Below are 25,267 nucleotides of genomic sequence, written 5' to 3'. Positions count from 1 at the left end.
GATGAAGAAAAAAAGCTTCCTTTTGACCATACAACTCACAGCCTCTCCTATTAATGATAACGCTTCCAAAAAAAAAGATTACCCTTGCTCAAATGATCGTAAAAAAGCAATTAACCTAGTCTTCTGGCTAATCCCGCTCTGTCGTTTCTATCTTAGCATGTCACATCACCGTGAAATTTCTTTCATTTTAAGAATTTCTTATAAGATTTTAAGTAAAAAAAGAAACCTACATCCTAATTGAGCGCTCATTGCAGTCAGATAGAATATAGGTCTTCCAAGTAGACTAATCAATTATAATGGCGGCTGCACCAATAGCAACTTCCCAAGCTGAATGACCGTTTGATCATACCAAGCCGGATGCTGCCGAACATGTTCCATACTTCGTTCATTGCCGACCGCCTCAAACATGGCCGCTTTGTCTGTCTTCTCGTGATCAATTTCGAAGCGAACCGTATGTTTCCCATTTGGTAGCTCCGGTAAGAAAACATATTGATTTCGATTATGATCGTTATATGATGTGAATCTATCGATAAGAAAGGGTTCCCCTCCATCCACCGTTACCTTCAATCTGCCGGAATCCGGCCCCCCAATATCGAATAATCCGATGTGGGTTCCCTCAAACTCCACTGTGATCGTCTCTCCGGGATCGACTGCTCGCCATAGACCGGGGAACAACCAATCATACTCGCGCACTAAAGCAAAATCATCAGGGGTCATGTAAGACCACCCCGCGGAAAAATGAGTAAGACGATCCAGTGGCAGCATGGTTGCATACTCCCAAGGGTTGGACGGGACCAATGGGTCCTGCGGCAAGTGATGTTCGACTTTTCCTACGTGATCTCGAAGCTCTCTGATTTTCTCAAACGACCGGGTGATTGTATCTGTGTAAATCTGATGTCCTTCGGGAATCGTTGGGTGAATCGAATCATGTGTAAAAATAATAGCTCCGGGAATAGACACGTCTGCTCTTAAGGTGAAAATGAGCTTTCCATCCAAAACCAATTGACTGACTGCTACGCCCAGATGAATCGAAGGAATGCCGTAATAGTCGGCGACTTCCTCTTGCATACGAGCGCCCTTCTGGTATTGGCCGGATTGAAATGAGGTCAAATCCCGTTCCTTAACCGTATACACAAACAGGATATCCGTAAAACGGCTGTGCTTGCGAATCTGTCGGACAATACCTTCGATCCGTGCTTTGGATTCGGGAACTCCCCCATCGTTTCCAACAAATTCAACAAATACGAGATCAGGCTGATGACGCAGTACATCTGTCTCCAAACGGGCGCAGCCGAGGTCCGATCCTGTCCCATCAATGCCTGCGTTCACAGAACGGATATCTGCATGGGGATATTGCCCTCGCAGCCAATCCGCGGTCATGACCCTATATCCTTTAGAACGTGTATTACTGCCGCCAAAATAGACAATTGTTACTGTTTCCCCATTTTCCAACTTTTGAATGACATTAGGCAGCCCTCTTCGAGGGAAAAATTCCTTCATCGTGACTTCACCCGCCCTCACTTAGCGTTTTTAGGAGCAAAAAATTTGACAGCAAACACTTCATAATAAGGCGAACCATACGTTGCACAGAAATCAAATCGGACTCGGGTTACACCTTTTGCATGCACCTGATGTTTATTCAACGAAAGATAATTCCCACGGATATTCATTTCACTCTCGGTTCCGTCTTCTAAGGTTAAGATCACATCATAATCTTGAATCAACGGCTCGATCGGATCGTCGAAATGCTCCAAATTCAGCTGCGAATTGAAAACAAGATGGATTTCATCCAGATTCTTGGGGCTTGCAAAACCAAATTCCAACCACTCCTGTCCTTCCGAACGTTCAGAAATCCAGCCGTTCGGCAGACCATAAGGTCTGGAGAAGCCGTTGACGACATTCGCGGGATTATACATATCCTGGGATGGCATCAGATCCTTGAAGCAAATGCTTCTGTTGAATTTCTTCAGTCTGGATGGCTCTTCCGGTCTATAATAGAAGCTCACCGCTCCTGTCATTTTTTCTTCATTACCATATACGCCAAGGCTCGCCGTACCTTCCAATACGATGTAGATTTTGTCGTCAGCTGGCTTCTTGCAGCTGAGGTCCAGTGTAATCCAGTCATCGTGCCCCGCTGAAATCACCAAGTTGTATCCTTTCAGCTCGATGGCAGGAATATAGTTTTCCTTCCGTTCCCCGCCAAATAGCTTCACTTGCAACGTTTCCGAATGCTCGGATCTATTTTTAATTTTGATCTGCACACTTTCAGCCACGGATGTCTGAATCGGCAAGACCAAACATAACGCTTTCTCCAAGAAGATCTCTTCGGTTGGATGAAGATGTTCATAGCTTCGCTGAGACGAGGAACGAATCGTTAATCCATCAGCAAAGTAAGGATCCAACTGCTCTTGAAGCCCTACAATCGTTTGCCCGTCTCGTAGCAGCTGCGTTTGAAGCTCATCCATATGCGCTTTGACGATGTCCGCGGGGTCTGTCTCATATTTTACGCATAACGCAGCAGCTGTTCCTACCGCCTGCCCCATACAACCACAGGTCGCCATCACCCTTGTAGACCCAAAAGCTACATGGGTAGCGCTTATATTGCGACCAGCGAACATGAGATTGGGAATATTGCGTGAAAATAAGCTGCGGAAAGGGATATTATACAATCCCGGCACGAAATTCCACGCTGTAGCCGGCCCCTCATCGTAGATGCCTTTATTCGCATGCAGATCCATATACCAGCCTCCGACGGATACAGCATCTTCGAAATGAGTCTTTTCTGTAAGATCGTTCTGAGACAGCATGTGTTCCCCGATAAAACGTCTCGACTCCCGCTTTCCCGGAATCGGGCATACATAATCCAAGATGAGATTGTCTACATCATCAAACTCACCGCTATTTTTGATATAATCCCAGATCCCGTACACCAATTTCCGCAGTTCCAATGCGATGTCTTCATTATTCTTGATAATATCCATATGTCCGCCGTATTCCAGCCACCACAATCCACCAAGTCCATTGATTTTCCTTGGAAAAGACCGATGGTTTAATCCTTTTCGGATACTATCGAAAAACTCCAGCTTCGTGATATCATACGCAAAGCCAGGCCTTTTGTAAGGAACGGAATAGTTTACGTCACGGGCTTGAAACAGAATCGTATCGCCCATCGTGTAATGATCCGCCACTTCTGGAGCAAGCTCCTCCTTGTATTCATGCTTCGCCTCTCTTCCCCATCGGAAGTCAGCACCTGCTTGGTATCCAACAATTCCATCACCGGAGCAATCGATATAGGTTGGGCTTTCAAAACGAAATTTTCTTTCGGAAGCTAATTGAAGGCCCTCCACCCATTGAATTCTGCCGTTCTCGATGCCCGTTTCATGTACACATGTATTCAGAAACAGAGAAATGTTAGGCTCATCATAAACCATGTCGAGCAAGACCGTATCCGAAAGCGATAGCATAAGCTTCTTGTTGTATAACGGATTATAATGAAAGATCTTCAGCTTGAGTTCTTCTACCAACCCGCCCTCACGGGCATAGTAGGATGGACTATTTCCGAGATATGCCGACCCGTTGATATGAACTCTGACCTCGCTGCTCGCATTTCCCCCAAGCACCGGCCGATCATTAATAAGTGAAACCTGCAGACCTTGGCGTGCAGCTGCAATGGCAGCACATATCCCTGCAATACCTCCACCTACGACGGTTACATCTGCTTTCATAAGCTCCATTTTGATAACCTCCATGATTAGATGCTCCTATCATGGTAATGGTTTTGGCCTCTTTTTTTTTACAGGATTTCACGAAAAAATCATACATTTTTTGTATCCTTATTTGGATTCGTACCGTGTCATTTTTATCCGATATTGCTTAGGTGTATCACCCGTATATTCTTTAAACAGTTTGCAAAAGTAACCTTCATTGACGATGCCTACTTCCTCACACAATTCCAATAAAGAATAATCCCGGACGTTTAACAACTCGAGAGCGAGATGGATTTTTTTACGGTTGATGTAGCTGATCACGCCTTCGCTCATTGTTTTTTTGAATAAGCTGCTAAAATACGATGGCGCTAGATTCACTTCCTCCGCAATTGCCTCCAACGTTAAGCGTTGTTTCAGGTTTTTCTCGATAAAATGCATAGCACTCATGATTTCTGCACGATGTAATAGTTGGCCCGCGTGTACGTATTCGAATGTGAAGTCACCAATATAAGCGAGCTGCTCCTGAAAAGCCATAAATTCCATGGGGAAGTCTGGGACTTCCGTGGCCATCTTGTTCCCTGATTTAAACTTTACGGTAATGTCTCTGTACAAGTCTCTAATCATTGGTGCCATGATGGACTTGTGGATTTTATGGTCCGAAACAAATTGCGACAGATCGGCAAGTGCATTCTCCAGCTCTTCCTTGGAAATCTTCCTTTTCAGCCGTATAAGAAAATCAGCCAGCTTCTGCTGAAAGTCTGCTTTTTTGTCATTATGGTATTGGAACCGATGCATCGGTGTTTTTACGACTTTCTCGGTATGATAATAGAAATCCTCACTCACATTTTTAGCTTCCGTGTACGCCTGTTTGATCGACTCCCATCCTCGGTGTGGACCTCCAAAAGCGACAGATACCCTTTGATTCAAATATTGATGCAAATGAGAGACGATCTGTCCACCCAAGGATAAGCAAGCATATTCCGTTTCCATATCACTGCGGTTATTTTCCCAGGATAGAAAGCCAATAAAACGATTATCGGACAGATCCGCAGCTACCCCACTACCACCATTCATTACCGTTTCTTCGATGATATTTGTAATCGCATATTTTAAGATGTTTTGATCTGCGGCAGCGTATTCGTTTCGGAAACTTTCATACGTATTCATCTCAACGATGAAGCAGCAATAGTTCGCTTGAAAGAAATGAAACTGCATGCGATTAGCAAAATCCGATGCCCGATGAGAAGGAATTTCGCCTCTGATCAGTTCGTTGAAAAATTGCTTGCGCACTCTATATTTATTTTCAAGCACAGATACATTTAATGATTGAAATTCCGCTTCTTTTTTCTTAAACTCATTTAAAATTCCGGCTGCTTTATCCAAAGCTCGATTCAAATCGGCTTCCCTCAATGGAACCTTTACAATGTACTCCAATACGTTGGCTTGAATAGCTCGCTGGGCGTATTCAAAGGATGAATAGGCGGTCAAAAGTATGTATTGGGTATGGGGGAGCTCCGCCTTGAGCTGCTCAATCATGGAGATTCCGTCCATTCGCGGCATAACGATATCGGATATGACGATGTCCGGCTTAAGTTTTATGATCTCCTCGATCCCATTCAGCCCATTATTCGCTTTGCCCACTAGAACAAATCGCTTATCCCTATGAGAGAGTTCATTAAAAAACAATTCCAATCTTTGAATGATCAGGTCTTCATCGTCAACAATGAAGCAGGTATAGTCTCTCACCATTATGCATCTCCTTTTTGCAATTCTGCCGGGAATACAGCGCGTATACGGGTTATTTCCTTAGGTATGCTAATGATTTGCAGTCCGAATTGATCTCCGTAGTGAAGTCTTATTCGGCCATGAATATTATTTAGCCCGATTCTTTTCCTTTTTAGTTCCATTTCACTCGGTTCTGAGGTTAAAATATGCTTTATTTTATCAGCTGGAATTCCCTCGCCTTGATCAACAACTTCTATGATGACGATACTGTCCTCCCTGTACGCATGAATCGTAATAGGCCCCTCAATTCCCCCTCCGTTATAACCATGGAAGATGCTATTCTCCACAAGAGGCTGCAGCAGCATTCGAAAAACAGGAAAATCCATTAACCCTGCTTCGATATTTTCAATCAAGTGGAAGTTTCGGTTATACCGAATGTTCTGGATCTCAATATAGTCCGCTACATTACGTAGTTCCTGACTTAAGGAAACCTTCTCTGAAGCATCGTCTATCCCGTATTCCAATAATGAAATAAGCGATCCGATGACTACATCTACTTTCTCTATTTGTCCGAGACGTATAACGTTGCTGATCGAACCAAGTGTGTTATACAGAAAATGAGGGTTAATTTGAGACTGTAGCACCTGGATTTCCAACTTCCGCTCAAGTTCATTATGAAGTTCCGCTCGCCGAATCAGTTCCACAATTTGCTGCAGCATACGATCGAATGCTCGTGAAAGATCTCCAAACTCATCGTTTCGATTAACCGTAATTGTCGTTGTGAGTAAGCCTTGCTCCACTTGCTTCATTTTTGTTTTGAGTGTATAGAGTGGTTTCCTTATATATTTGGCAACCAAGAAAGAAATGATCAAACTTAAGAGAAGACCTGCAGCTAGAAGCTCAATATAATAGGTTTCCAATCTGGACAAAGCTGCTTTCAAGCGTGATTCATCATTGATTGAGATGATAGTCCAGTTGAATTTCTCCGTCGGTTTTTTTAGAAGGGAGACCGGAATGCCATCCATGGTATGCAGTTGAAGACTTGTTTCTGTCGTATCCAGAATTTGTTCCGCTGACGTTTCCCCGATTGAAAACGTATGATCTTGAATATTCAGTAGTCCTTTATTTTCAGAAAATCCGGCAATGATTTTACCTGACGCTGTGATCAGAGCCAGATTCATTTGTTCTTGTTTATTAATCTTGAACAAGGTTTCTTCAATGGCATTTAGATCCAAGTCAACCGCAATGGCCATTGGAAACGGAGCACCGTTCAGATATCGAACCATCGTAACGGTCCAGCCAGAATACTTCGATTTGTATGGTTCACTAACAAAGGTAGTCCTTCTGTTCTTATCAGCCGCATCAAACAAAGGTTCTCTTTCAGATAGAGGTTCATCGAATATTCGAGTAGCTGTACTTCCGCCTAGAATGGATAAATCGCTTTTGATCAAATAAATATTACTGACGTAACTACTATTGAGTTCATACAGTTCTCTTAATTGCTTTTTAATCACTTCCGCATTGTCAATATTGGCTTTCACTGATGTTTCGACTGAGAAGAGAATCGTCTGGAAGGAAGAAAAATTAACAGTGAAGTACTGGTCTACCTTGTCAAGGATTTGGTTGGTGTAAAAAATGTCATTGGTTCTTATTTCCTTTTGGACATAGCGATAAGACAATTGGCTTATCAAGATGATGCACCCTAATACAAATGCAAACACGAGAAAAAATAATTTTAAAGGCAAGCTGATTCTTCTTCGCATCCATCATCTTCCTTTTAATTCTATAGTAAACTAAGAATAGCATATGCTAATAAAGAGAGGGGCTACGAATAGCCACTCTCTTTGTTTATTTATTTTACTTGATAAGGCCGGCCTCTTTAAATTGTTTGATTGCTGTTTCCTTATATTTCTGCATGTCAAACTTGGTATCCAACGTTTGGAGGAAATTGTCCCAGTTGGAAAGAGGCTCTTTGCCTGTCATAAATTTAACTAAACTTTCATTAATGAAACGTGTGCGGTCAGCATCCAAGGTATCGCTTGGGTCTGGGGTCAATAAATTCCCGGGCAACGTTGGCCCCACATATTGCTGATTGTCCTTGAAAGCCTCCGCCGTCTTCGGATTCTGGAAGCTGAAGTACTCCGCATCATCACCACGACGTGGCATTCTATAATGATCGACCCACAGGTACTTCTCTTTCATTTCCTTCGATAACTCGGAGGTTTTATTTTTGATCTTGCCGTCCACCACATCCCAATGAATACCTTTAATTCCGTATGCAAAGTTCGGATAAGCTTCTTCGTCTGTAAAGAGATAATTCAGCATGGACAAGATCCGAATGATTTTGTCCTTATCCGCTTTCGCGGAAATGGCCCATGAATTGCCTTGAAATGATTTTCTCTCTACAATTTGATCCCCGTAAGGACCTTTCATCGGAGGAATGACAATCCATTCCGGCACCTCGCCACTAATTTCTTTCATTTTCTGTTGATAATCCGGCTCCAGTCTGCGAGCATCTCTAATCATGAAGCCAACTTTACCCTTAAACATCTTTTGGTCCAACAAATCAGGCGAATTCATCGTCACCCAGTCTGGGTCAACCACCTTGGCGGCCATCATTTTATTAATATAAGCAAGCGCTTCTTTCATTTTAGGATCGATAAACAGAAATACCGGTTCATTATCTTTTATCTCAACGGCCGAAGGAGGATTGACACCAAACATCCACATCAAGCTATCGAAGCCGTAGGTTTGCAGATTACCTTCTTTATTCATACCGCCGATGAATCCGTACGTATCATTTTTACCATTCCCGTCCGGATCTTTTTCTGTAAAGGCTTTCATAACTTCGAACAACTCATCCGGTGTCGTTGGTACCTCCATATTCAGCTTTTTCAGCCAATCATTGCGGATAAAGAAGCTTCGACTGATACCGTTAACATTATCATAGCCTGGAATTCCAATCGTTTTTCCTTGATAGGACATTGCATCCCATGAGTCGTTGCCAAACCGTTTCTTTAATTCAGGGAATTGATCCAAATACGGTGTCAAATCCGCAAGAACGCCTTGGTCGTAATATTGCGCGAGATCAGCCCGACTCTTCAAGAAGATCAAATCTGGAATATCTCCGCCTGCAATGAGTGTATTCAGTTTGGTTGTTGCTTGCCCAGCTTGAGGAATCATCATATCCAAGTCGATGTTCATCTCTTTTTCCAACATTTGACGTTGAACATCTTCATCACGTGGAGGTACCGGAGCAGCAGCGTTGAAAGTGCCTTGGTTAAACATTGAGATTTTCATTTTGGTTGCAAACTGGCCAGACTGCCCTTGCGAATTACTCGAAGCTGTCGATGTAACTTCTTCATTTCCCCCACATCCTGACAGTAGCGTACCCAATCCTAAGATTGCCGACAGAATAGCAAATGAAATCTTCTTACGCTGCATATTGACCTCTCCTTTGATTGTATATTATCACGGTTTCACCGTAATAAGTTAGGTTGGAACACCTTTTAACCTTTAACGGATCCCAAGAGCACACCTTTGGTAAAATGTTTTTGTAAAAATGGGTAAACGATTAAAATCGGAACCGTAGTCACAACAACGGTAGCCATCTGCACAGCGAACGTACTTACAGCTCCGGAATTGGCGAGCGACTCAGCGCTTTGTGTTGCAACGTTGAGCAGGATGTTGCGCAAGACTACTTGAAGCGGCATGAAGTTGGAATCATTGATATAAACAATAGCATCAAAATAACTGTTCCAATGCCCCACTGCGTAAAATAAAGAAATGGTGGAAATGACGGGCAAAGACAGTGGTAAAATGATCCGCCATAACGATTGAAGTTCACTTGCACCGTCAACCCTCGCTGATTCCTCGATTTCACCAGGCAATTGCTCGAAAAAGCCTTTGATGATCACCAGGTTAAATGCACTAATGAGATTTGGAATAATCAATACCCACGGACTGTTTAGCAACCCCAGAGAGCGAATTAGTAGATAAGTCGGAATTAACCCTCCACTAAACATCATGGTAAACACAATGAATAGTAAAAACGGGCTGCGTCCCGGCAAATATTTTTTGGATAACGGATAAGCTGCTAAGACCGTAAATAACACATTAAGCATCGTACCTACAATCGTTCGAAACAACGTAATTTTATACGCCTGCCAGATCCCATGAGAGATAAATACTTCTTTATAGGCCAGAAAGGTAAAAGATTCTGGTATAATCACAATCCCTCTTCTTAACACTTCCGATTCTGGCGTCACGGAGACAGCAATCACATACAGAAAGGGTAGTAAGCAAAGTAGCGATAAAAAAATAAGAATCACATAAACGACGGATTGCCAAACTTTTTCCCCGATTGTCAAATTGATCATATTAAAAACCACCTCACCAAATTTGCCCATCGAATTTTTTGGCGAGCTTATTTGCTGCCAAAACTAAACCAAATCCAATGACAGCTTTAAACAATCCTACAGCAGTAGCCAAGCCGATTTTAAGACGCTCCAACCCTTCACGGTATACCCATGTGTCGATAATGTCGATCTTCTCCTGGTTAAAGGTGTTGGCAAACATGAATATCTGGTCAAAGCCAGCATCCAGAATATGGCTTAATTTAAGGATCAGCATCAGAATAATGACTCCTCGAATGCCGGGTAACGTGATATGCCAGAGCTGTCTCCATTTGGAAGCGCCATCCATTCGAGCCGCTTCATATAAGCTTGGATCAATACCTGCTAATGCGGCGAGGTACAAAATAGCTCCCCATCCAATGTCCTTCCATATTTCAGATGCGATGACCAGCAGTCTTCCCCAAGCAGGCTCCGTTAGAAATGAAATGGGCTGAAAACCACTTTCCTTCAAAATCATATTAAAAAGGCCATCGCCTGGGGCTAATAATGCTACCATCAATCCATACACAATGACCCAAGACAGAAAGTGGGGTAAATAAGTAATGGTTTGTACGATTTTCTTAAACCATTGGGTATGAACTTCATTGAGCAGTAAAGCAAGTAAGATGGGAGCGGAGAAACCGAACAATAGCTTATACAGCGATATAACAATCGTATTTTTCATGATGTCCCAGAAATAAACGCCGTTCATAAAATCCGTAAAATTTTTGAATCCAACCCATGGGCTATCCCATACTCCCAAAGCCAGGTTGTAGTTTTTAAAAGCAATCAATATTCCCGCCATAGGAATGTATTTGAATACGGCAAAGTAAATTAAGGCTGGTAATAAGAGAGCATACATCACTTTATATTTTTGGATCGTCCTTATCCATGACTTCCGCTTTTTGGAGAGGGGAATGGCGTCCGCTGCCAATTTCACTTGCATATCATCACCTCGTCTTTGTTTGTATTTGTATATTAGCACCCCCCTATCGGATAAATTTCTGAAATTTCAAGAATTTCTTATAAGATATTAAGGAAGTGTATCTTGGATCGTTCCAACAGCTCATCCCGGAAAGTGGGACAAGAACTTGTATCGCTAAAATAAAAAAAGCCGCTAAATAGCGACTTTCAAGGGGACTATGTTCTGGTCTCTCAACAAGTGTTTGGAACACAGCGAATCTTAACCAACAATAACATTGTTTTTTCAACTGTTGACTTAAAAAAAACATGCTGTTAATATTAGTTTCACAATCTAACAGTTAGACAATGAAACTAATATGATAAAGGAGCAATTAACTATGGATATGGATAGAAAGCAATTAGAGCAACATATTGATCTGTACACTCAGAGAGCAATATCAATTTCTATTAGTATGCAATCTATTCAAAAGAATATTTCAAAAGATAGCAGTGTTACTCCAGACCAGTTTAATTTATTGAATGTCATTAATACGACTGATCATTGCACAGCCAGTTTTTTAGCTAAAGCACTTAATGTCAAAAAAAGTTCTATTACTGCTATCGTGAATCGATTAACGGATAAAGAATTAATTAAACGTGAGTACAATGAAAAAGATAAACGAGTGGTCTGGCTTGAATTAACAGAAAAAGGACAGCACATTGTGTTGGAGGAGAGACAGAAAATTCTGGCTGTGTTGATGCCTTTAGGAAACAAACTCACTGTTAAAGAGCTGGAGGAATTAAACCAATATTTATCAGTGATTGATACACAATTAAATAACATAAAGAAGGATATGGTTAAAAATGAAATCTAGTATGAGGTTATACGGAGTTATTGTAGGGTTAATTACGATCTTATTGTCTTGGTCACAGTCATTTTTTATCAATTATCTTATCCCATTAGGAATCGTAGCCATGGCTGTGTCTGTAGTTAATATTCTAGTCGTTAAGAAGCAGTTAAATGAAAAGGTCTATCGTGCCTGGTTAGGTATCTCGGCTTTGTTTATAGCTACTGAAATCCTCTGGATGATATTTGATAAAATCGGATTATTTGTAGTTGCACAAGTTTCATTTGCAGTAACCGGGTTTGCATTAATTATTTTTGCATTAGGCATGCATAAGAAAATGAATCGAAGTTTCAAATCATTAACGTTGAGAATTAGCAAATGGGTTCTCATCCTTGTTTTAATGGTGGGGACATCCATATTAATATTATTTACAGCTACGCCAAAGCCAGTTGCTTTATATTTGCAAAGCAGTTCTGGAGCAGAAAATACTTACACAGCAGAACCATCTACCACCTCAACTATTGATGGTAAATATCAGTTAACAACGAATATTCAATATGGAGAAAAGTATCCAAGAAGTTTTTTAAATATCATTACACCCGATGGTCAATTGGATGAAGAACGTCCAACATACTTTTATGTGCACGGCGGTGGCTTTATAGCGGGAGATTCAATTGGAGGTGATCCTAACGCAGGAGCGGCTTCAAATACAATGTTATATCATTATGAATTAATGGTTGATCATGGTTATAATGTGGTGACCATAAATTATGCTTTAGCTCCTGAATATATACACCCTACACCCATAAAACAATTATCAGAAGCCGTGCAATATATGCAGCAAAATGGAAAACAGTACGGAATTAATATGAACAACGTAATCTTTGGCGGGGGAAGCGCAGGTGGATTTATCGCTGCAGACTTTGTGACAATTCAAGTTAACCCTGAGTATGCGAAAGAAATCGATATTAATCCTGTCATAGAGCTTTCGGATATCAAAGCTTTAGTATTAGAAGTACCCATTCTTGACTTTAGTCGGGGACATAGAACCGTAACCGAAGACAGCGTGACTGACTATATTTTCGCTCAATCAGGGAGTGCATACATTGGTCAGCCGGTGGTTAGCGCTGATAAAGATATCTTACAATCCTTAAATGTAATTCCAAGAGCGACGAGTAATTTCCCTCCAACTTTTATAACGGATGGCAACACAGGAACATTCCCAGATCAGGCTGAAGATTATTATAACCGCTTAAAAGAATTAGGAGTCAAGACAGATTTATATATTCCTGATATCCATGAGAGCAAAGAAGTTCATGGATATATGAACACGATTGATACTAAAGCAACTCGAACTTATATTCAGAGAAAACTAGCCTTCTTAGATAGTTTAGATTAATCATGATAGAAATATAAAAACAAAAAATCGTTGCCTACTTCGTACTTAGGCAACGATTTTTTGTTGTGTATAAATTGATAGCAAACGTTTGATTCATTCCAGTTCGACTATTTCGTGAAATAATGCCCTTGTTCCAGATCTGCGAGAAGTCCATGCTGGACAGGCTTCCAGCCGAGAAGCTCCTTCGTCCCTTCACTAGATCTAGCTAAGTCAATCGACGCGACCATGCCTAGAAAACCGAAGATGGCTTGCGCTTCTTCAGGCGGGATGCTGACTACCGGCACACCCACATGACGACCAATGGCTTCGGCAATGTCTCTAAATGCAATGCCTTCATCCTGCACGCCATCCAGTCGTGAGCCTGCAGGCGCAGATTCTACAGCGAGGCGGAACAAAACTGCCGCGTCCAAGCGATGAATAGCTGGCCAACGGTTAGAGCCGTCTCCAATGTAAGCCGAAGAGCCTCTTTCCTCAGCGATTCGGATTAATTGCGGCACGAAACCTTTATCACCTTCTCCATGAACGGAAGGTGCAAGCGAGACGATCGATGCTCTCACGCCTTGTTCTATAAACGCAAGTGCTGCATCCTCCGATGGTTTGCCATTCGCATGGGCTGTTATAACAAGTGGTTTACCGGAGCCGGCAAGCGCCTCTCCCATTGCTTCGATGGCGCGAAGATCAGCTGCCAGTGATGCGGCAAAATTAGAGAAATCATGATTGAATGCCAGATGAATAACACCGTCTGAAGTGGCAGCACAGCTGCGCAGTATATCCAGATCCTCTAACACACCACGAGCCACCTCAGCTCCCAAGCTTTCTAATACGTGAGCACCACTCTCCGAACGGGTCAGCCCAACGACCTGATGGCCCGCACCGATGAGTTCGCGGACAACGGCTGTACCAATATAACCTGCTGCACCAGTAACAAATATACGCATAATATTTTAGCGCCTCCTTAAGCATTTGACGAAGATATAACTTCAGTCTAAACTATGAAGTGAACTCTAAGGCAAGCGTTTGGAGGTATGATCTCATATGAAAATTCAAGAATTAGCAGACTTGATGGGTTTAACCCCCCACACCATTCGATTTTATGAGAAGGAAGGTTTGCTTGATGGCAGGCATATTCAGCGAGAGAAGAATAATTACCGCAACTACTCAGACGAAGCAATTGAGCGGTTAAGGCTGATTAAGAAGTTTCAAGGCATTGGCTGCTCGTTGGCTGAACTAAAGACGATTTTGCAGGATCACGATACGAACGAACGCACCAACCAAGAAGTAATCGAATGGATTCTTCAAAAGATCAATGAGATCGAGCGCAAGAAGGAAGAGTACGATCATATGCTTCTAACGCTGAATTGGATGCTGACATACAGGAAGCTGCTGAATGAAGATCCACAACAAGCTGAGGCTATGATGGCCAAATTACGACTTAAAATCAACATCTAGGTTTACAGTCTGCAGTCGTGACAAGGCTCTATGGACGTAAATTTCACAAAAATACCCAGCTATAGCTTGAGGATATATCTGGGTATCATTTTGGTGATCTATACTTCTCCCCAAAAAATCTCAGTTTCATAATCGAATTCAACAAAACCATCTTGATTATTTTTATCAAATAAATTCCGCAGTTCTGTCATCATTGGATCGTAATTTGCATGCCCGGGTACAGGGCTGTATGAAGATGATAGCAACCGGCCTTTCAAACCCTCGAAATCGAACTCCTGACTCATTCTGAATTGCATTTCATGCATTGAACCTTCCTTGAAAAAAGAGAGCAGCATCTTCTGAGAAATATTTTTATGATTAACTTTTTCGTAGTCGGTTCCGTATGTATGAAGCAGTTGATTGTAATCTTCACGAAACGGAGTCCCGTTAGTAAGACGAGAATTCCAGATGAGTATTACTCTCCCACCTGGCCGCAGAATTCTGCGAAACTCGATATGGGCTGCGGAGCGATCGAACCAGTGAAATGCCTGAGCGCAGACAATAAAATCAACCGACTGATCAGGTAATCCAGTAGATTCCGCAGAACCTGATGTACTCTGAAATTTCGGATTACTTTCTAACATTTGCTCGGCGGCTTCCCGCATTGCCTGATTTGGCTCGACTGCGATTACATCGCTTCCGCGTTCCAGTAGTAGCCTTGAGATGATCCCAGTGCCTGAACCAATGTCTGCTATATTACTGTTCGCACGTAAACCGACGACGTCGTACAAATGGTCAATAGCCTCTTTTGGATAGCTCGGGCGGTATTTTAAATACGAATCGACCCGGGTCGTAAACCGTTCTCTATTGTTCATCGATCGTCACGCTCCCATCACTATTTTGACATCCTATATACTGGCCTCAGTAACAGCTTCAAAATCTTACTGCCCCAAAAAGCAAATACCGTCGTTCCGGTCCATGAGCTGCGCTTATCTTGGCTATATTGATCGTTAATCATATAAGTCCGAGTCGAAATAGGACTCTTCAGACCGAGCTGTTCCCATTTCTCCGGATCATTCGAACCTCCAAGTTTTCTAAGCATATTCGCCGACTCATGATCTATTTTAGCCGGAATTTGCTCGAATGCTTGGGTGATTTGCGTATGAAACTCGTCGATCGGGTTGCGACTGGTAATGCTCTGGAGATGGATGCTTTCGCGAATGTAAGAAACGTATGCCAGATGGTCAGCCCAGAACTCGTCGATATAAAAAAGCCGTACCCGCTGCTCCGATGGACTCATCGGTCTCTCGCCTTTCAATATTCCGAGCCGTTCTTCGTATAGGATTCGCCTCTGATCCTCCACCATATCCGAATAACAGTTCAATTCCCGCTGAATATCGAAGTTTTGACCGATGATAACGCGCTGAATATGCTCGATTTTGCTGCCGAGCGCCGGATCGTCAAGAACTTCTTCCTGCCTGGGAGCGCGAAAAAGTCTATGAATGCCGAAGCGAAGCATCAACTCGTCTTCCAAACTTATATAAAATACGGAAGCTCCCGGGTCGCCTTGGCGGCCGGAACGCCCGCGCAGCTGGTTATCAATCCGCATGCTTTCGTTTACATGTGTACCGATTACGTATAATCCGCCCAGCTTGGCAACCAGCTCTGCCTGAGCAGGATTGCCGCCGCCAAGACGAATGTCGACACCCCGCCCTGCCATATTCGTAGATACCGTTACGGCTCCGATTTCTCCCGCTTTGGCGATGATTTCGGCTTCTTTTGCATCGTTTTTCGCATTGAGAACCTGGCAAGGTACGCCGGCAAGCGCAAGCGCCTCTGCCAACATGTCAGACTCCTCGACGCTTGACGTACCAATAAGAATGGGGCGTCCAACCCTATGGACAGAAGAGATTTCTTGTACAAGCGCCTTATATTTGGCTTCTTTATGGGTGTAAATTCGGTGCTTGTGGTCATTCCGTATGTTTGGCTGGTTTGGCGGTATTTGCACGACCTGTAACGCATAGATATCCTCGAATTCCATTGCTGAAGCGTGCGCCGTGGCCGTCATTCCGCAAATTCCCGAATACAGGCTAATGAAATGTTGAATCGTGATCGTACCGAGAATTCTCCCGCCGGCCTTCCACTGCAACCCTTCTTTTGCCACCAGCGCAGCTTGAAGCCCATCCGGCAAATACCTGTTCTCAGCCACACGGCCGGTATGTTCTTCGATTAGCTCGATTTCACCGTCCCGGATGATGTAATCGACGTCTTTTTTTAATAACGATTCCACATGCAGCGCACAATTCAATGACGTTAACATATGACTATTATGGCTATCGTACAAATTGCCACATCCCAGCAGCAACTCCGCTTTCGCAGCACCCGCATCATTCAAGTAAACGTTCCGTTGGAACTCGTCAAAATCGTAATGCTCTGCTGGCTGCAGCTGCCGGGCCACTTCTGCGAAAAGAACGCCATCACTCTTGGAAGCACTCGAATCGCCACTAATGACTAGCGGCACCCGCGCTTCATCAAGAAGCAATGAATCTGCTTCGTCGACGATGACGTAGTGGAAAGGACGGTGTACGGTATCAGCTTCATTTAATTCGATTGTGTCACGCAAATAATCGAATCCTGCTTCTTTAGCCGTAACATAGGTTATATCCTTGGCGTAAGCTTCCCGTTTTTCGAGCAAACTCATGCCCGCTTGAACCGAGCTTACCGTTAACCCGAGGAAATGGTAGATCGGACCCATCCACTCTGCATCTCGATTTGCCAAGTAGTCGTTAAATGTGAGTACATGAACGCCTTCGCCGGTCAACGCGTTGAGATAAGCAGGCATAACAGCAGAGAGTGTTTTTCCTTCACCGGTATGCTGTTCGATCAAAAATCTCTCGTGCAAAGCGATAGCAGCCATAATCTGGACATCGTAAGGCTGTAATCCGAGTGTCCTCTTCGCAGCCTCGCAGACTAATGCATAAGCATCAACAAGCAGTTCATTCAAAGGTGTGCCTGATCTTACTTCTTCTCGCAGCCGAAGGGATTCAGCTAGTAGCCGCTGATCGTCCCAAGCTTCCAAATTCCGTTTCCTGATAAGTTCCACTTTGTCTCGATAATCTTTCAACAAACGCCGGGTATCACGCTCTTTGAATTCACGTATCAACTTGACGACTACATTCATCGGAATTTGATTCCTCCTCAGTAGAAATAAGTTGTGAAAAGAAAAGACTCCTTATGGAGTCTTCTTTCGATAGTTAATTTAATACGCCAACCCAATCATTCATTCCCGCTCTAGCTTTGAGAGAGAACTATATCACTTCTCCGATGGGAGCGGTGTAAAGAGCAGATTGACCGGCAGGTTGCTTCCTGGCGCGGCAGAGAAAAGAATTGTAACGCTCTCTCCATATGCCCCTGTACGGTAAAGAACGCTTTGTTCACTTGAATTGGCAACCGCAACGTTACCTTCGGCAATCGATACCAACTGATTGTTCACCAGAGCTACTCCGGAATACTTCCCTCCACGAGGGTTAAAGGAGATAAGCGTACGCGGTGCAACATTGGTCAGCGTGATTTTGTATAATACGCCGAAATTACCCGCATTGGATGCGTCTGTGTAAGCCATCGGATCTGTTCCTACCAGATTGGGATCGCTTGAATTGTCACCAAGTGGCAGACGGGCAGGTTTGATTCCCACGTGCTCATCGTACTTTATAATGCGAGTCGCATTCGGGTACGTACCACGGTTGTGCACTCCGTCACGATCAAGCACAGGTAGTAATGGCAGAGCCTCGAACGGATCTTTATTTTCTTCCACCAGAATAACGTTATAGTCTAAGGAATAATCACTATAAGCGTCCGAATAGAGAGAGATGACTTGTCCTTCTTTCATCGGAGTTTTATTAAGTTCTGTCAAAATCAATTTGCTTTCTCCAGGTTGAATAACCTCTTTCTTCTGATCGGCTCCGGTCTGAATCGATTTGAACCATTTATCAATCGACAATTTCCCAGCTACGGTAGCATACGGTGTAGGCCCAGCAAAGCCCATATTTTGTTGTTCGAATACTGCCGGATTGGGGTTGTTATTGGTTGCAATAACATACATTTTCACTCTTTTACCTGTATTGTTTACGTGGTGAATCATGAAACGCGTCTGCCCCGAAGATGATTCTTTATACACGATGCCTTCCGTATTAACCGTTTCAGGACTGTTGCTGCGGATCAACAGACTTGGCTCATCCGTGTACGTATAAGGCACTTTTTCCATGGAAGTTACTTCGCCACCGTTAAAGGTAAATTTCTGTCCTACCGGCGTGAAGAGCAAATTGAAATCGGAAAATGAATATAATGTCTCATTGGTTATGGTTATAACTTTGGAGTAAGTGTCCGTTGCGCCGTGATTGTCAGTAACGGTGAGTGTCACCGTTTTGGGACCGGGTTCAAAAAAGGCCAACGAATTGTTCTCCCATACCGTTTTTTCAATCCTGTTTTCATCATCTGTACTTTGATCGATGTATGTTATTTTTTCACCCATTTTATATTGTTCCTTGTCTGTGGTGAACATGGCTACAGGAGGAAGATTAGGAGCCAAAACTTCAATCGTAGTTGAATAGGGGTCGCTCCATTGACCATTGGAGTCCTGTACTTGATATGAAATCGTATATGTACCTGCTTGATCAAATGAATCCTGGCGACCAGTCCAGCGTTCGTCAACGATATCCATTCCATTAGGTGAACTGGAAGAAGTCACGTAGTCCACTTGATCACCCGCAAAGATTTCCTTTTGGGAAATGGTAAAGCTTGCAACAGGTTTTGTATTAAGATTCAACACCACCGTTTTAGCCGACTGATTCACTTTATAGGTGATGTTCAGAGCTTGAGTAATGGAAGTTAACGGCACCATGAATGTACTTTTTTGTTGATATGCAGGGCCTTTCATCGTTCTGGTCTCTCCATTTACCGTATAGTCCTTGCTGTTGGTTTTGAATCGGAGTTCATCATCACCACTAATAATGATGGTTTCCTTGGTTTTGTTATCGTATTTGACGCCATATCCCACACGGTCAACCAGCGCACGGATTGCAACATAGGATACACCGTTTTTTACAGCCATTGGCTGTCCAGCAAGATACGTTTTTCCATCCTGCTCCATTTTGTTGCTATTCATGTACAACGTCAGATCGCCGCCTGCTGCTACGGCAGAATTTCCATCAACGGATGGTTGCTCTATTTGAGCAGGGGTAGATGGCGTTTCAACATCCTCAGTGGATCCTTCCTGAATTGTAGTAGACCCTGTACTCGTTTCGTTTGTAGTCGTCTCTCCCCCATCTATGGCGGGTTTCTCGATATCTGTTTTAGGCGTTACCTCAGTGCCTGTCAAAGTTCCGGTTTCTTTTCCTTTAGTGGACGGAGTACTGCTGGATGCGTTGCTGCTACCCGTTTTCACTTCACTCTCTGCAATCGGCTGCTCTTTCTTCAGCACCTCAACCGATTCTACTTTTGCTGTATTAACTGACGCTGTATCATCTTGCGACGCTGACTGCGCATTCACAGAACCGACTGCAAATGCTTGTAAAACGGCTAAAGCGGTAAAAATGGACAATTTCTTCTTCAGATTCATGCTTTGTCTTTGGCTCCTTCTGCTCCCAAGTAATGTTTACACTCTCAAAAAGTCATAGTATTAGACGCTAGTTTCAGGGAAAAGTTTCTAGTAAATTTGTAAATTGTGGATTCAGTGCATCTATTTTTCAAAGAAAATGTTATTCATTCACATATGTATGCTGTCACAGGAATAGTTCTTTTGTTTTGTTGATGATTTTTTTAATCTAAAGAGCACCAAGCATGTTCATATCAAAACGTATTACAGAACAAAAGCTTTTACCGATAAAACAAAAAAACCACGGTATTCCGTGGTTTAACTTCTGGTATGAGCTTCAATTCAGACTACCCTTCATTTCCCTAAGTTCTAAGCCGTTTGCAACGCCCCACCTACAAGCCGTCCCTCAAACTACACTGCTGCTTCCGAACTTTCCAGTTACTGTTTAAGAGACTTCAAGTGTCGTAATTGACCAGATAATGATGAAGCTCTGTGTTATAGCAGCCAATACTGTGCTCAATAAGTCTTCCTTCTCCGTCGAAGGAGTTACGCAGGCGCTTGAGTACATGCGTCCCTGGTGGAATCTCCAGCAACTGACACACCTCAGGGGGTGCCGTCTCTACATAGAAACGGTCTCTGAAGTTTTCCAGCGCAATGTCGTTCTCCTCCAGTGAGTCATACAGCGACTGAATGTTTGTGACCATTTCTGCCGTACCTCCACCGGGCAATGCAACTGCAGCCAAGAAGTGTATCAGATGAATATAAGGCTGTCCATTCAAAATGTAGAGCCGTTCAATTCGCTGACAATACGGCCCATAGCGGTCATAGTCTTCCGTTCCGGCTTCATTCGCAATTAACCGGGATTCCAGCTGTTTCTTTTCCAGCTTGTGGCCCTCTTCTACGAGCAGCTCCGTAAACCGTTTGCCCTTAGAGAGCTTCTGATGGGAGGTATTGCGCATGACAATCGTTCCGATACCGCTTTTCTTCTGCACATAACCTTCTTGGGACAGCTCTTGAACAGCGCCGCGGACCGTCATTTTACTGACACCGAATTCCTTCTCCAGCTGCGGTTCGGAGGGGATGATGCTCCCTAAAGGATACACGCCATGCAAAATCCGGTCTTTGAGAATTTTCTGGATTTGCTGATATAAAGGACCTTGCTTTCGTTTCAAAGACACTCGTTGTTCACTACCTTTCAACATCTAAGGTATGGTCCGACAGCGCCCGGAGCACCTCGCTCTCGGTAAAAAGCGCTGTATCACCCTGAGTGGTATGGGCGAGCATCGCTGCTGCCGCTGCCATATTAACCGTCTGCTGCTGCGGATATTGTTGCAATTCCCCATGAATGACGGCGCTGGCAAAGGCATCGCCGGCACCGATCCGGTCATACACCGGGAAAGTCAGCTTGCGAGAAAATAGAAACGTACCATGCTGATAAATATATCCTGTCAGGGAATGCGTATGGTCAGCGTTAATTTCACGGTGGGTTCCCGCTGCCGTTCCGATTTCGAAGCGCTCAACCACTTCGGGAATCGCTTGCTTCAACTGTGTCATTCTATCATATTCTCCGGTTCCAAATCCAAGGATAAACTGTGCGTCCTTCTCATTCATTAGCACCAGGTCCGTCAGCTCCAGCAGTTGCTCATAATGTGGGCGGGCCTTGGCATAGCCATCCGCTCCCCATAACGCAGGACGGTAATTGCAGTCAAAAACAACTTTTCCCCCGGCACTCTTCACTTCCGCAGCAAGCCGTTTCATTTGCTTGCGAACGCCTTCATTCATAGCCAGCGTAATACCGCATAAATGAAGAACGTCGATCCGGGAGGCAAGAGCAACCATATCGTAATTACCTGCTTCCGCGGTATTGAAACTGCTGCCGAGTCGATCTGTGTAAGTGACTCTGCCGGGGCGGGCTCCAAAGCCATTCTCCAGAAAGTACATCCCCAGCTGCTTACCTCCCCGGCAAATTAGTGAAGTATCCACCCCAAGTTTGCGCAGATAAGCAATTGCCGCTTCGCCTACTGGTGTTTCCGGCAAAGTGGTAATAAGAGCACCGTTATGACCGTACCCAGCCAGCGCTGCCGTTACATTAACCCCGCTGCCGGAAAAAGAATAATCCAGCGTATTGCTCTGGACAAGCGTTCCATGGCCCGGGACCTGCAACCGCATCATCACTTCACCAAAAGCCGCAATCCTAGGCATACCGATCCACCAGCGATTTCATCGTTTCAAGCAGTTTGACGACATCCTGGACATTCGTACTTCCCGTCTGCGGATCAATAATAGATGAATACACATGCGGAATAACCTGGGGCACCCCAGCTTGAAGTGCAATCTCCAAAATGGGTCCGAAGTTATCCAGGTCGATTCCACCCGTAGGCTCCAGAGCAAACCCGGATTCCCCGCAGGCCTTGGCAACTGCACGGTACTCCTCTTCCAATTTCAACCCCTGCATTGGATAATATTTCAACGCATTGCCGCCCATGTCACGAACCAGCGCGATGGCAGCATGTACCGGAATAATAGCATGCGGAGTCGTACCTGAACTGACGGGGCCGGTTGAAATATTTACGTAGCCTGGCTGTCCGCAAGGGGAGACCAAACTGTTAATCCAGCTATCCTTGGCGCCCAGATTAGCGCGGGTTGTCCCGACTGCTGGAAACACCTGATTGATATGGCTTCCAGGATAGCTTGAGGCAATCTCCGCAACCACTGCAGCTTGTCGATTATCTCCGGCACCCAATCCGATAGATACAGCGTCCTCAATCGTCTGACCGTACTGGATCATCGCGGCTGCCGCTTCCGATGCCGTCGCGTAATTCTTCGAGAGCACGCCTACCAAAACATATCCTTCCGCTGCCTCGTACACTTCCTTCGCGTTCTCAATACTGCTGGCCAGTACATTAAGAGCGGCTCTGTTTTTATATAAACGCTGCTGAATATTACTCATTCTTGTTTCCCCCCACGATTTCATGTATTCTGCTGACGATGACTTGAAGATCATCACCTTGAAGCGATCTTGGATCAATATCGAAATACCCCTGCTTAACCCCATAGTCCCTTGTATATATCGCAATTACGCCTTTACGTAGCAGATCATTGACATGCCTCGCATCCACTCCTGCAACAGATGAATCAATCTGGATGCGCCCACGGAAAATCGCTCTTCCCGCTTCATCCTGCACGATGTGGATCGAAACTCCAGGAAGCCCGGCAAGCGGCTGAAGAGCCTCCAGCGCCTGCCTCTCCCGTTCGCTGTTGTCGGCTTTGTCCTGATATTCCTCCAAAGCCTGAAGCAGCCCGAAGGTGGTCTCTTTGCCGACCTTCATGCTGCGGCCGATCCCGTGCAGCTGTACCTTTAGCCACTCGACATATTTCATTTTGCCGGCGACAATGCCGGAGGTAGGGCCTTCAATAGCTTTTGACCCGCTGTAGATCGCCAGATCCGAGTACTGGACATATTTGCGCAGATCCTCTTCCGCTGCCGCATCGACGATCAGTGGCACCCCTCTGCGCACAGCAACATCCCACGCCTCCTCTACAGAAATCATGTTCTTCTGGACGGCGTGATGGGATTTGACATAAAGGATGGCTGCGGTGCGTTCACCAATTGCCTGTTCAATATGCTCTTTGCGACCTTCATTGGCATATCCAACTTCTACCACCCTGCCTCCGCCAAGGAATACCATGGTTTCAACGGGCGCTCCATACTGCACGTTATGGCCCTTCAGCATAATAATCTCATTCTTCAGTACCGGCTCCTGATGCAGCCGAAGGCTGAGTCGCGGATCTCCAGAAGTCACAAACGCTGCCACCGACAGTGCAATGCCGCTGGATGCTGAGTTCACGACAACCGCCCCTTCCGAACCAAGCTGCCGTGCAATATATTCTCCAGATTTGTCCACAAGATCCGCAATTTCCACGTAACTCTGTCCGCCCTGCTTCATTGCCTCCATGACCGAATCTGTTGGTGCGGAAACACCAAGGATGCTCATTCTTCCACTGGCATTAATAACACGTTTCAATCCATATCTAGCCTGTAATGAATGATCCATTAGTAAAAACTCCTTTAGCCTCAATATAATACTGCGCGACCCGAACATCACCTTCCGAGTCCTTAAGCAGCTTCTCACCTGCTTCCAGTGCAAACAAAGTCAAGTTGGCTTGCTGTCCCACCTTTATCTGTCCGAGCTCCGGTTTGCCGAGCCACTCCGCTGCGCTGACTGTAACAGCTTGGATGACCTCTTCCAGGCTATAGCCGAGAATCAAAAATTTCGTCAGCACATTTGACATACTGTACACCGGTCCGTTCAGACGGTTGCCCCGGTAGATATCTGTGCTGATGGTATTCAGCGCAATGCCTGCCGCCTTGGCCTGTTCTGCAATCTGGAAGGAGAAGCTCGCCGTGCCATGCCCCACATCCAGATGAACTCCTTGGGCAACTGCCTCCAGCAACCCTTGCAGGGGTGTTCCGTCCGCGTGGAACAGATTGTTGGACTTGCCGTTAAGGTAATGGGTAATTACATCGCCCGGTTGCAGCAGCTTCAGAACCTCGGATATCGCGGGTGGAGCGGAGCCGATATGCACCATAAGCGGAAGCTTCGTTTCTTCCGACAGTGTGCGTGCCAGCTTGAGCGGCTGTATACCGCTATCTTTGACAACACTCTGGCTGATACGGGCTTTCAGACCGACGATGAATTCCGGATAGGTCGCTACCGCCTCCAGAACCTTGTCTCGATCAATCCATTCCAGCTGAGACAGTTCATCTGTCCGTTCGAGCCCTATTCTTGAAATATTCAATAGAGCAAACACCTCGGTATCAGCCTTCAGACTCGCCGTATACAAAGCTCCGATTCGGTCTGCACCACAGCTTCCGGCATCCACCAGTGTTGTTACGCCCTGCTTTACACCAATTTCGTCGATATCATCGCCATAGGGATCAAGCTCCGGTACAGCATGCACATGCAGATCAATCCATCCGCTGGACACATATAACCCGGAACAGTCTAGCCCGCTCTCTCCTTCCGCCTGAGATGCAGGTGTAATGGCGGTGATAATCCCATCCTGAATGGCTATATCCATGATTCGCCCATCCACAAGCTGCAAATTGCGCAGCACATGCTCTGTGCCCACTCTTCCCATCTCCTTCATCAACCCCGGTATAAAGAAAAATTCAAAAAATGATTAATGTCCTGAAAGCAATACATCCCTAAATTTAATAATAATCTTGGATAGCTGCTCCACTTTAAAGATTATAATGTTATAATGTT

General features: G+C 44.6%; 20 protein-coding genes. 4 read left to right on the top strand and 16 right to left on the bottom strand.

The window, feature by feature from the left end; translation table 11 throughout:
• Position 1 precedes the first annotated feature (1 nt).
• Positions 2–241, top strand: coding sequence for a hypothetical protein (locus MHB84_RS26790; protein WP_341143078.1), 240 nt, complete (start codon positions 2–4; stop codon positions 239–241).
• Between the two features lie 50 nt (positions 242–291).
• Here MHB84_RS26790 and MHB84_RS26785 read toward each other — a convergent pair whose 3' ends face one another.
• From MHB84_RS26785 to MHB84_RS26755, 7 genes are all read right to left on the bottom strand, one after another.
• Positions 292–1,500: an SGNH/GDSL hydrolase family protein gene (locus tag MHB84_RS26785; RefSeq protein WP_076291355.1), complete on the bottom strand. Its 1,209-nt coding sequence runs from the start codon at positions 1,498–1,500 to the stop codon at positions 292–294.
• Between the two features lie 17 nt (positions 1,501–1,517).
• A complete protein-coding gene (locus tag MHB84_RS26780; protein WP_076291356.1) occupies positions 1,518–3,749 on the bottom strand; it encodes an FAD-dependent oxidoreductase in 2,232 nt (743 codons plus the stop codon).
• Positions 3,750–3,833: 84 nt separating this feature from the next.
• Positions 3,834–5,456: a response regulator transcription factor gene (locus MHB84_RS26775; protein WP_076291357.1), complete on the bottom strand. Its 1,623-nt coding sequence runs from the start codon at positions 5,454–5,456 to the stop codon at positions 3,834–3,836.
• A complete protein-coding gene (locus MHB84_RS26770) occupies positions 5,456–7,123 on the bottom strand; it encodes a sensor histidine kinase (RefSeq protein WP_256716909.1) in 1,668 nt (555 codons plus the stop codon). The genes MHB84_RS26775 and MHB84_RS26770 overlap by 1 nt, the downstream gene beginning before the upstream one ends.
• A 166-nt stretch (positions 7,124–7,289) precedes the next feature.
• Positions 7,290–8,876, bottom strand: a complete 1,587-nt coding sequence (locus MHB84_RS26765; protein ID WP_076291359.1) for an extracellular solute-binding protein — start codon at positions 8,874–8,876, stop codon at positions 7,290–7,292.
• A gap of 65 nt (positions 8,877–8,941) precedes the next feature.
• Positions 8,942–9,811, bottom strand: a complete 870-nt coding sequence (locus MHB84_RS26760) for a carbohydrate ABC transporter permease (RefSeq protein ID WP_076291360.1) — start codon at positions 9,809–9,811, stop codon at positions 8,942–8,944.
• A 13-nt stretch (positions 9,812–9,824) separates the two neighbouring features.
• Complete coding sequence (locus MHB84_RS26755; protein WP_053781115.1) at positions 9,825–10,772, bottom strand: ABC transporter permease; 948 nt, start codon at positions 10,770–10,772, stop codon at positions 9,825–9,827.
• Between the two features lie 355 nt (positions 10,773–11,127).
• Between MHB84_RS26755 and MHB84_RS26750 the strand changes: the two genes are divergently transcribed.
• Both MHB84_RS26750 and MHB84_RS26745 read left to right on the top strand, forming a co-directional pair.
• Positions 11,128–11,604 (top strand): MarR family winged helix-turn-helix transcriptional regulator, encoded by a 477-nt coding sequence (locus tag MHB84_RS26750; RefSeq protein WP_063563706.1) that lies wholly within the window; start codon positions 11,128–11,130, stop codon positions 11,602–11,604.
• Between the two features lie 100 nt (positions 11,605–11,704).
• Positions 11,705–12,976: an alpha/beta hydrolase fold domain-containing protein gene (locus MHB84_RS26745; protein WP_179087219.1), complete on the top strand. Its 1,272-nt coding sequence runs from the start codon at positions 11,705–11,707 to the stop codon at positions 12,974–12,976.
• 107 nt (positions 12,977–13,083) lie between these two features.
• Here MHB84_RS26745 and MHB84_RS26740 read toward each other — a convergent pair whose 3' ends face one another.
• On the bottom strand, positions 13,084–13,914 hold the full coding sequence (locus tag MHB84_RS26740) for an SDR family oxidoreductase (RefSeq protein WP_076291362.1): 831 nt from the start codon (positions 13,912–13,914) through the stop codon (positions 13,084–13,086).
• Positions 13,915–14,011: 97 nt separating this feature from the next.
• Between MHB84_RS26740 and MHB84_RS26735 the strand changes: the two genes are divergently transcribed.
• The gene (locus MHB84_RS26735; RefSeq protein ID WP_076291363.1) at positions 14,012–14,425 is read left to right on the top strand and encodes a MerR family transcriptional regulator; all 414 of its coding nucleotides are present in this window, start codon (positions 14,012–14,014) and stop codon (positions 14,423–14,425) included.
• 98 nt (positions 14,426–14,523) lie between these two features.
• Here the strand turns inward: MHB84_RS26735 and MHB84_RS26730 are convergent, their stop codons facing one another.
• The 8 genes from MHB84_RS26730 to MHB84_RS26695 all read right to left on the bottom strand — a co-directional run bounded on the left by MHB84_RS26730 (position 14,524) and on the right by MHB84_RS26695 (position 25,139).
• Positions 14,524–15,279 (bottom strand): class I SAM-dependent methyltransferase, encoded by a 756-nt coding sequence (locus tag MHB84_RS26730; RefSeq protein ID WP_076291364.1) that lies wholly within the window; start codon positions 15,277–15,279, stop codon positions 14,524–14,526.
• Positions 15,280–15,299: 20 nt separating this feature from the next.
• Complete coding sequence (locus tag MHB84_RS26725; RefSeq protein WP_076291365.1) at positions 15,300–17,585, bottom strand: preprotein translocase subunit SecA; 2,286 nt, start codon at positions 17,583–17,585, stop codon at positions 15,300–15,302.
• A 132-nt stretch (positions 17,586–17,717) separates the two neighbouring features.
• Positions 17,718–20,021, bottom strand: a complete 2,304-nt coding sequence (locus tag MHB84_RS26720; protein WP_076291366.1) for a copper amine oxidase N-terminal domain-containing protein — start codon at positions 20,019–20,021, stop codon at positions 17,718–17,720.
• A gap of 431 nt (positions 20,022–20,452) precedes the next feature.
• Positions 20,453–21,199 carry a GntR family transcriptional regulator gene (locus MHB84_RS26715; RefSeq protein ID WP_175381052.1) on the bottom strand — a complete coding sequence of 249 codons (747 nt, stop codon included), beginning with the start codon at positions 21,197–21,199 and terminating at the stop codon, positions 20,453–20,455.
• Complete coding sequence (locus MHB84_RS26710) at positions 21,186–22,199, bottom strand: sugar kinase (RefSeq protein ID WP_076291367.1); 1,014 nt, start codon at positions 22,197–22,199, stop codon at positions 21,186–21,188. Before MHB84_RS26710 ends, MHB84_RS26715 begins: the two co-directional genes overlap by 14 nt.
• Positions 22,192–22,947 (bottom strand): 2-dehydro-3-deoxy-phosphogluconate aldolase, encoded by a 756-nt coding sequence (dagF, locus tag MHB84_RS26705; RefSeq protein ID WP_076291368.1) that lies wholly within the window; start codon positions 22,945–22,947, stop codon positions 22,192–22,194. The genes MHB84_RS26710 and dagF overlap by 8 nt, the downstream gene beginning before the upstream one ends.
• Entirely contained in the window at positions 22,940–24,052 is a 1,113-nt protein-coding gene (locus MHB84_RS26700) for a DgaE family pyridoxal phosphate-dependent ammonia lyase (RefSeq protein ID WP_076291369.1), read from the bottom strand. The genes dagF and MHB84_RS26700 overlap by 8 nt, the downstream gene beginning before the upstream one ends.
• A complete protein-coding gene (locus tag MHB84_RS26695) occupies positions 24,030–25,139 on the bottom strand; it encodes an amidohydrolase/deacetylase family metallohydrolase (RefSeq protein WP_143764812.1) in 1,110 nt (369 codons plus the stop codon). Before MHB84_RS26695 ends, MHB84_RS26700 begins: the two co-directional genes overlap by 23 nt.
• Between the last annotated feature and the right edge of the window lie 128 nt (positions 25,140–25,267).

This window comes from Paenibacillus sp. FSL F4-0087 (genome assembly GCF_038020215.1).
Lineage (GTDB): Bacteria > Bacillota > Bacilli > Paenibacillales > Paenibacillaceae > Paenibacillus > Paenibacillus taichungensis.
The sequence above is the reverse complement of the archived record's forward strand: the minus strand, read 5'-3'. Positions and strand labels throughout refer to the sequence as shown.

What these genes read in the sequence shown, in the direction of transcription:
- MHB84_RS26715 (WP_175381052.1), bottom strand. Translation starts at nt 21,199, where the DNA reads ATGTTGAAAGGTAGTGAACAACGAGTGTCTTTGAAACGAAAGCAAGGT.
- MHB84_RS26735 (WP_076291363.1), top strand. Translation starts at nt 14,012, where the DNA reads ATGAAAATTCAAGAATTAGCAGACTTGATGGGTTTAACCCCCCACACC.
- dagF (WP_076291368.1), bottom strand. Translation starts at nt 22,947, where the DNA reads ATGAGTAATATTCAGCAGCGTTTATATAAAAACAGAGCCGCTCTTAAT.
- MHB84_RS26780 (WP_076291356.1), bottom strand. Translation starts at nt 3,749, where the DNA reads ATGGAGGTTATCAAAATGGAGCTTATGAAAGCAGATGTAACCGTCGTA.
- MHB84_RS26785 (WP_076291355.1), bottom strand. Translation starts at nt 1,500, where the DNA reads ATGAAGGAATTTTTCCCTCGAAGAGGGCTGCCTAATGTCATTCAAAAG.
- MHB84_RS26695 (WP_143764812.1), bottom strand. Translation starts at nt 25,139, where the DNA reads ATGGGAAGAGTGGGCACAGAGCATGTGCTGCGCAATTTGCAGCTTGTG.
- MHB84_RS26700 (WP_076291369.1), bottom strand. Translation starts at nt 24,052, where the DNA reads ATGGATCATTCATTACAGGCTAGATATGGATTGAAACGTGTTATTAAT.
- MHB84_RS26755 (WP_053781115.1), bottom strand. Translation starts at nt 10,772, where the DNA reads ATGCAAGTGAAATTGGCAGCGGACGCCATTCCCCTCTCCAAAAAGCGG.
- MHB84_RS26790 (WP_341143078.1), top strand. Translation starts at nt 2, where the DNA reads ATGAAGAAAAAAAGCTTCCTTTTGACCATACAACTCACAGCCTCTCCT.
- MHB84_RS26730 (WP_076291364.1), bottom strand. Translation starts at nt 15,279, where the DNA reads ATGAACAATAGAGAACGGTTTACGACCCGGGTCGATTCGTATTTAAAA.
- MHB84_RS26765 (WP_076291359.1), bottom strand. Translation starts at nt 8,876, where the DNA reads ATGCAGCGTAAGAAGATTTCATTTGCTATTCTGTCGGCAATCTTAGGA.
- MHB84_RS26760 (WP_076291360.1), bottom strand. Translation starts at nt 9,811, where the DNA reads ATGATCAATTTGACAATCGGGGAAAAAGTTTGGCAATCCGTCGTTTAT.
- MHB84_RS26740 (WP_076291362.1), bottom strand. Translation starts at nt 13,914, where the DNA reads ATGCGTATATTTGTTACTGGTGCAGCAGGTTATATTGGTACAGCCGTT.
- MHB84_RS26725 (WP_076291365.1), bottom strand. Translation starts at nt 17,585, where the DNA reads ATGAATGTAGTCGTCAAGTTGATACGTGAATTCAAAGAGCGTGATACC.
- MHB84_RS26745 (WP_179087219.1), top strand. Translation starts at nt 11,705, where the DNA reads ATGGCTGTGTCTGTAGTTAATATTCTAGTCGTTAAGAAGCAGTTAAAT.
- MHB84_RS26710 (WP_076291367.1), bottom strand. Translation starts at nt 22,199, where the DNA reads ATGCCTAGGATTGCGGCTTTTGGTGAAGTGATGATGCGGTTGCAGGTC.
- MHB84_RS26720 (WP_076291366.1), bottom strand. Translation starts at nt 20,021, where the DNA reads ATGAATCTGAAGAAGAAATTGTCCATTTTTACCGCTTTAGCCGTTTTA.
- MHB84_RS26775 (WP_076291357.1), bottom strand. Translation starts at nt 5,456, where the DNA reads ATGGTGAGAGACTATACCTGCTTCATTGTTGACGATGAAGACCTGATC.
- MHB84_RS26750 (WP_063563706.1), top strand. Translation starts at nt 11,128, where the DNA reads ATGGATATGGATAGAAAGCAATTAGAGCAACATATTGATCTGTACACT.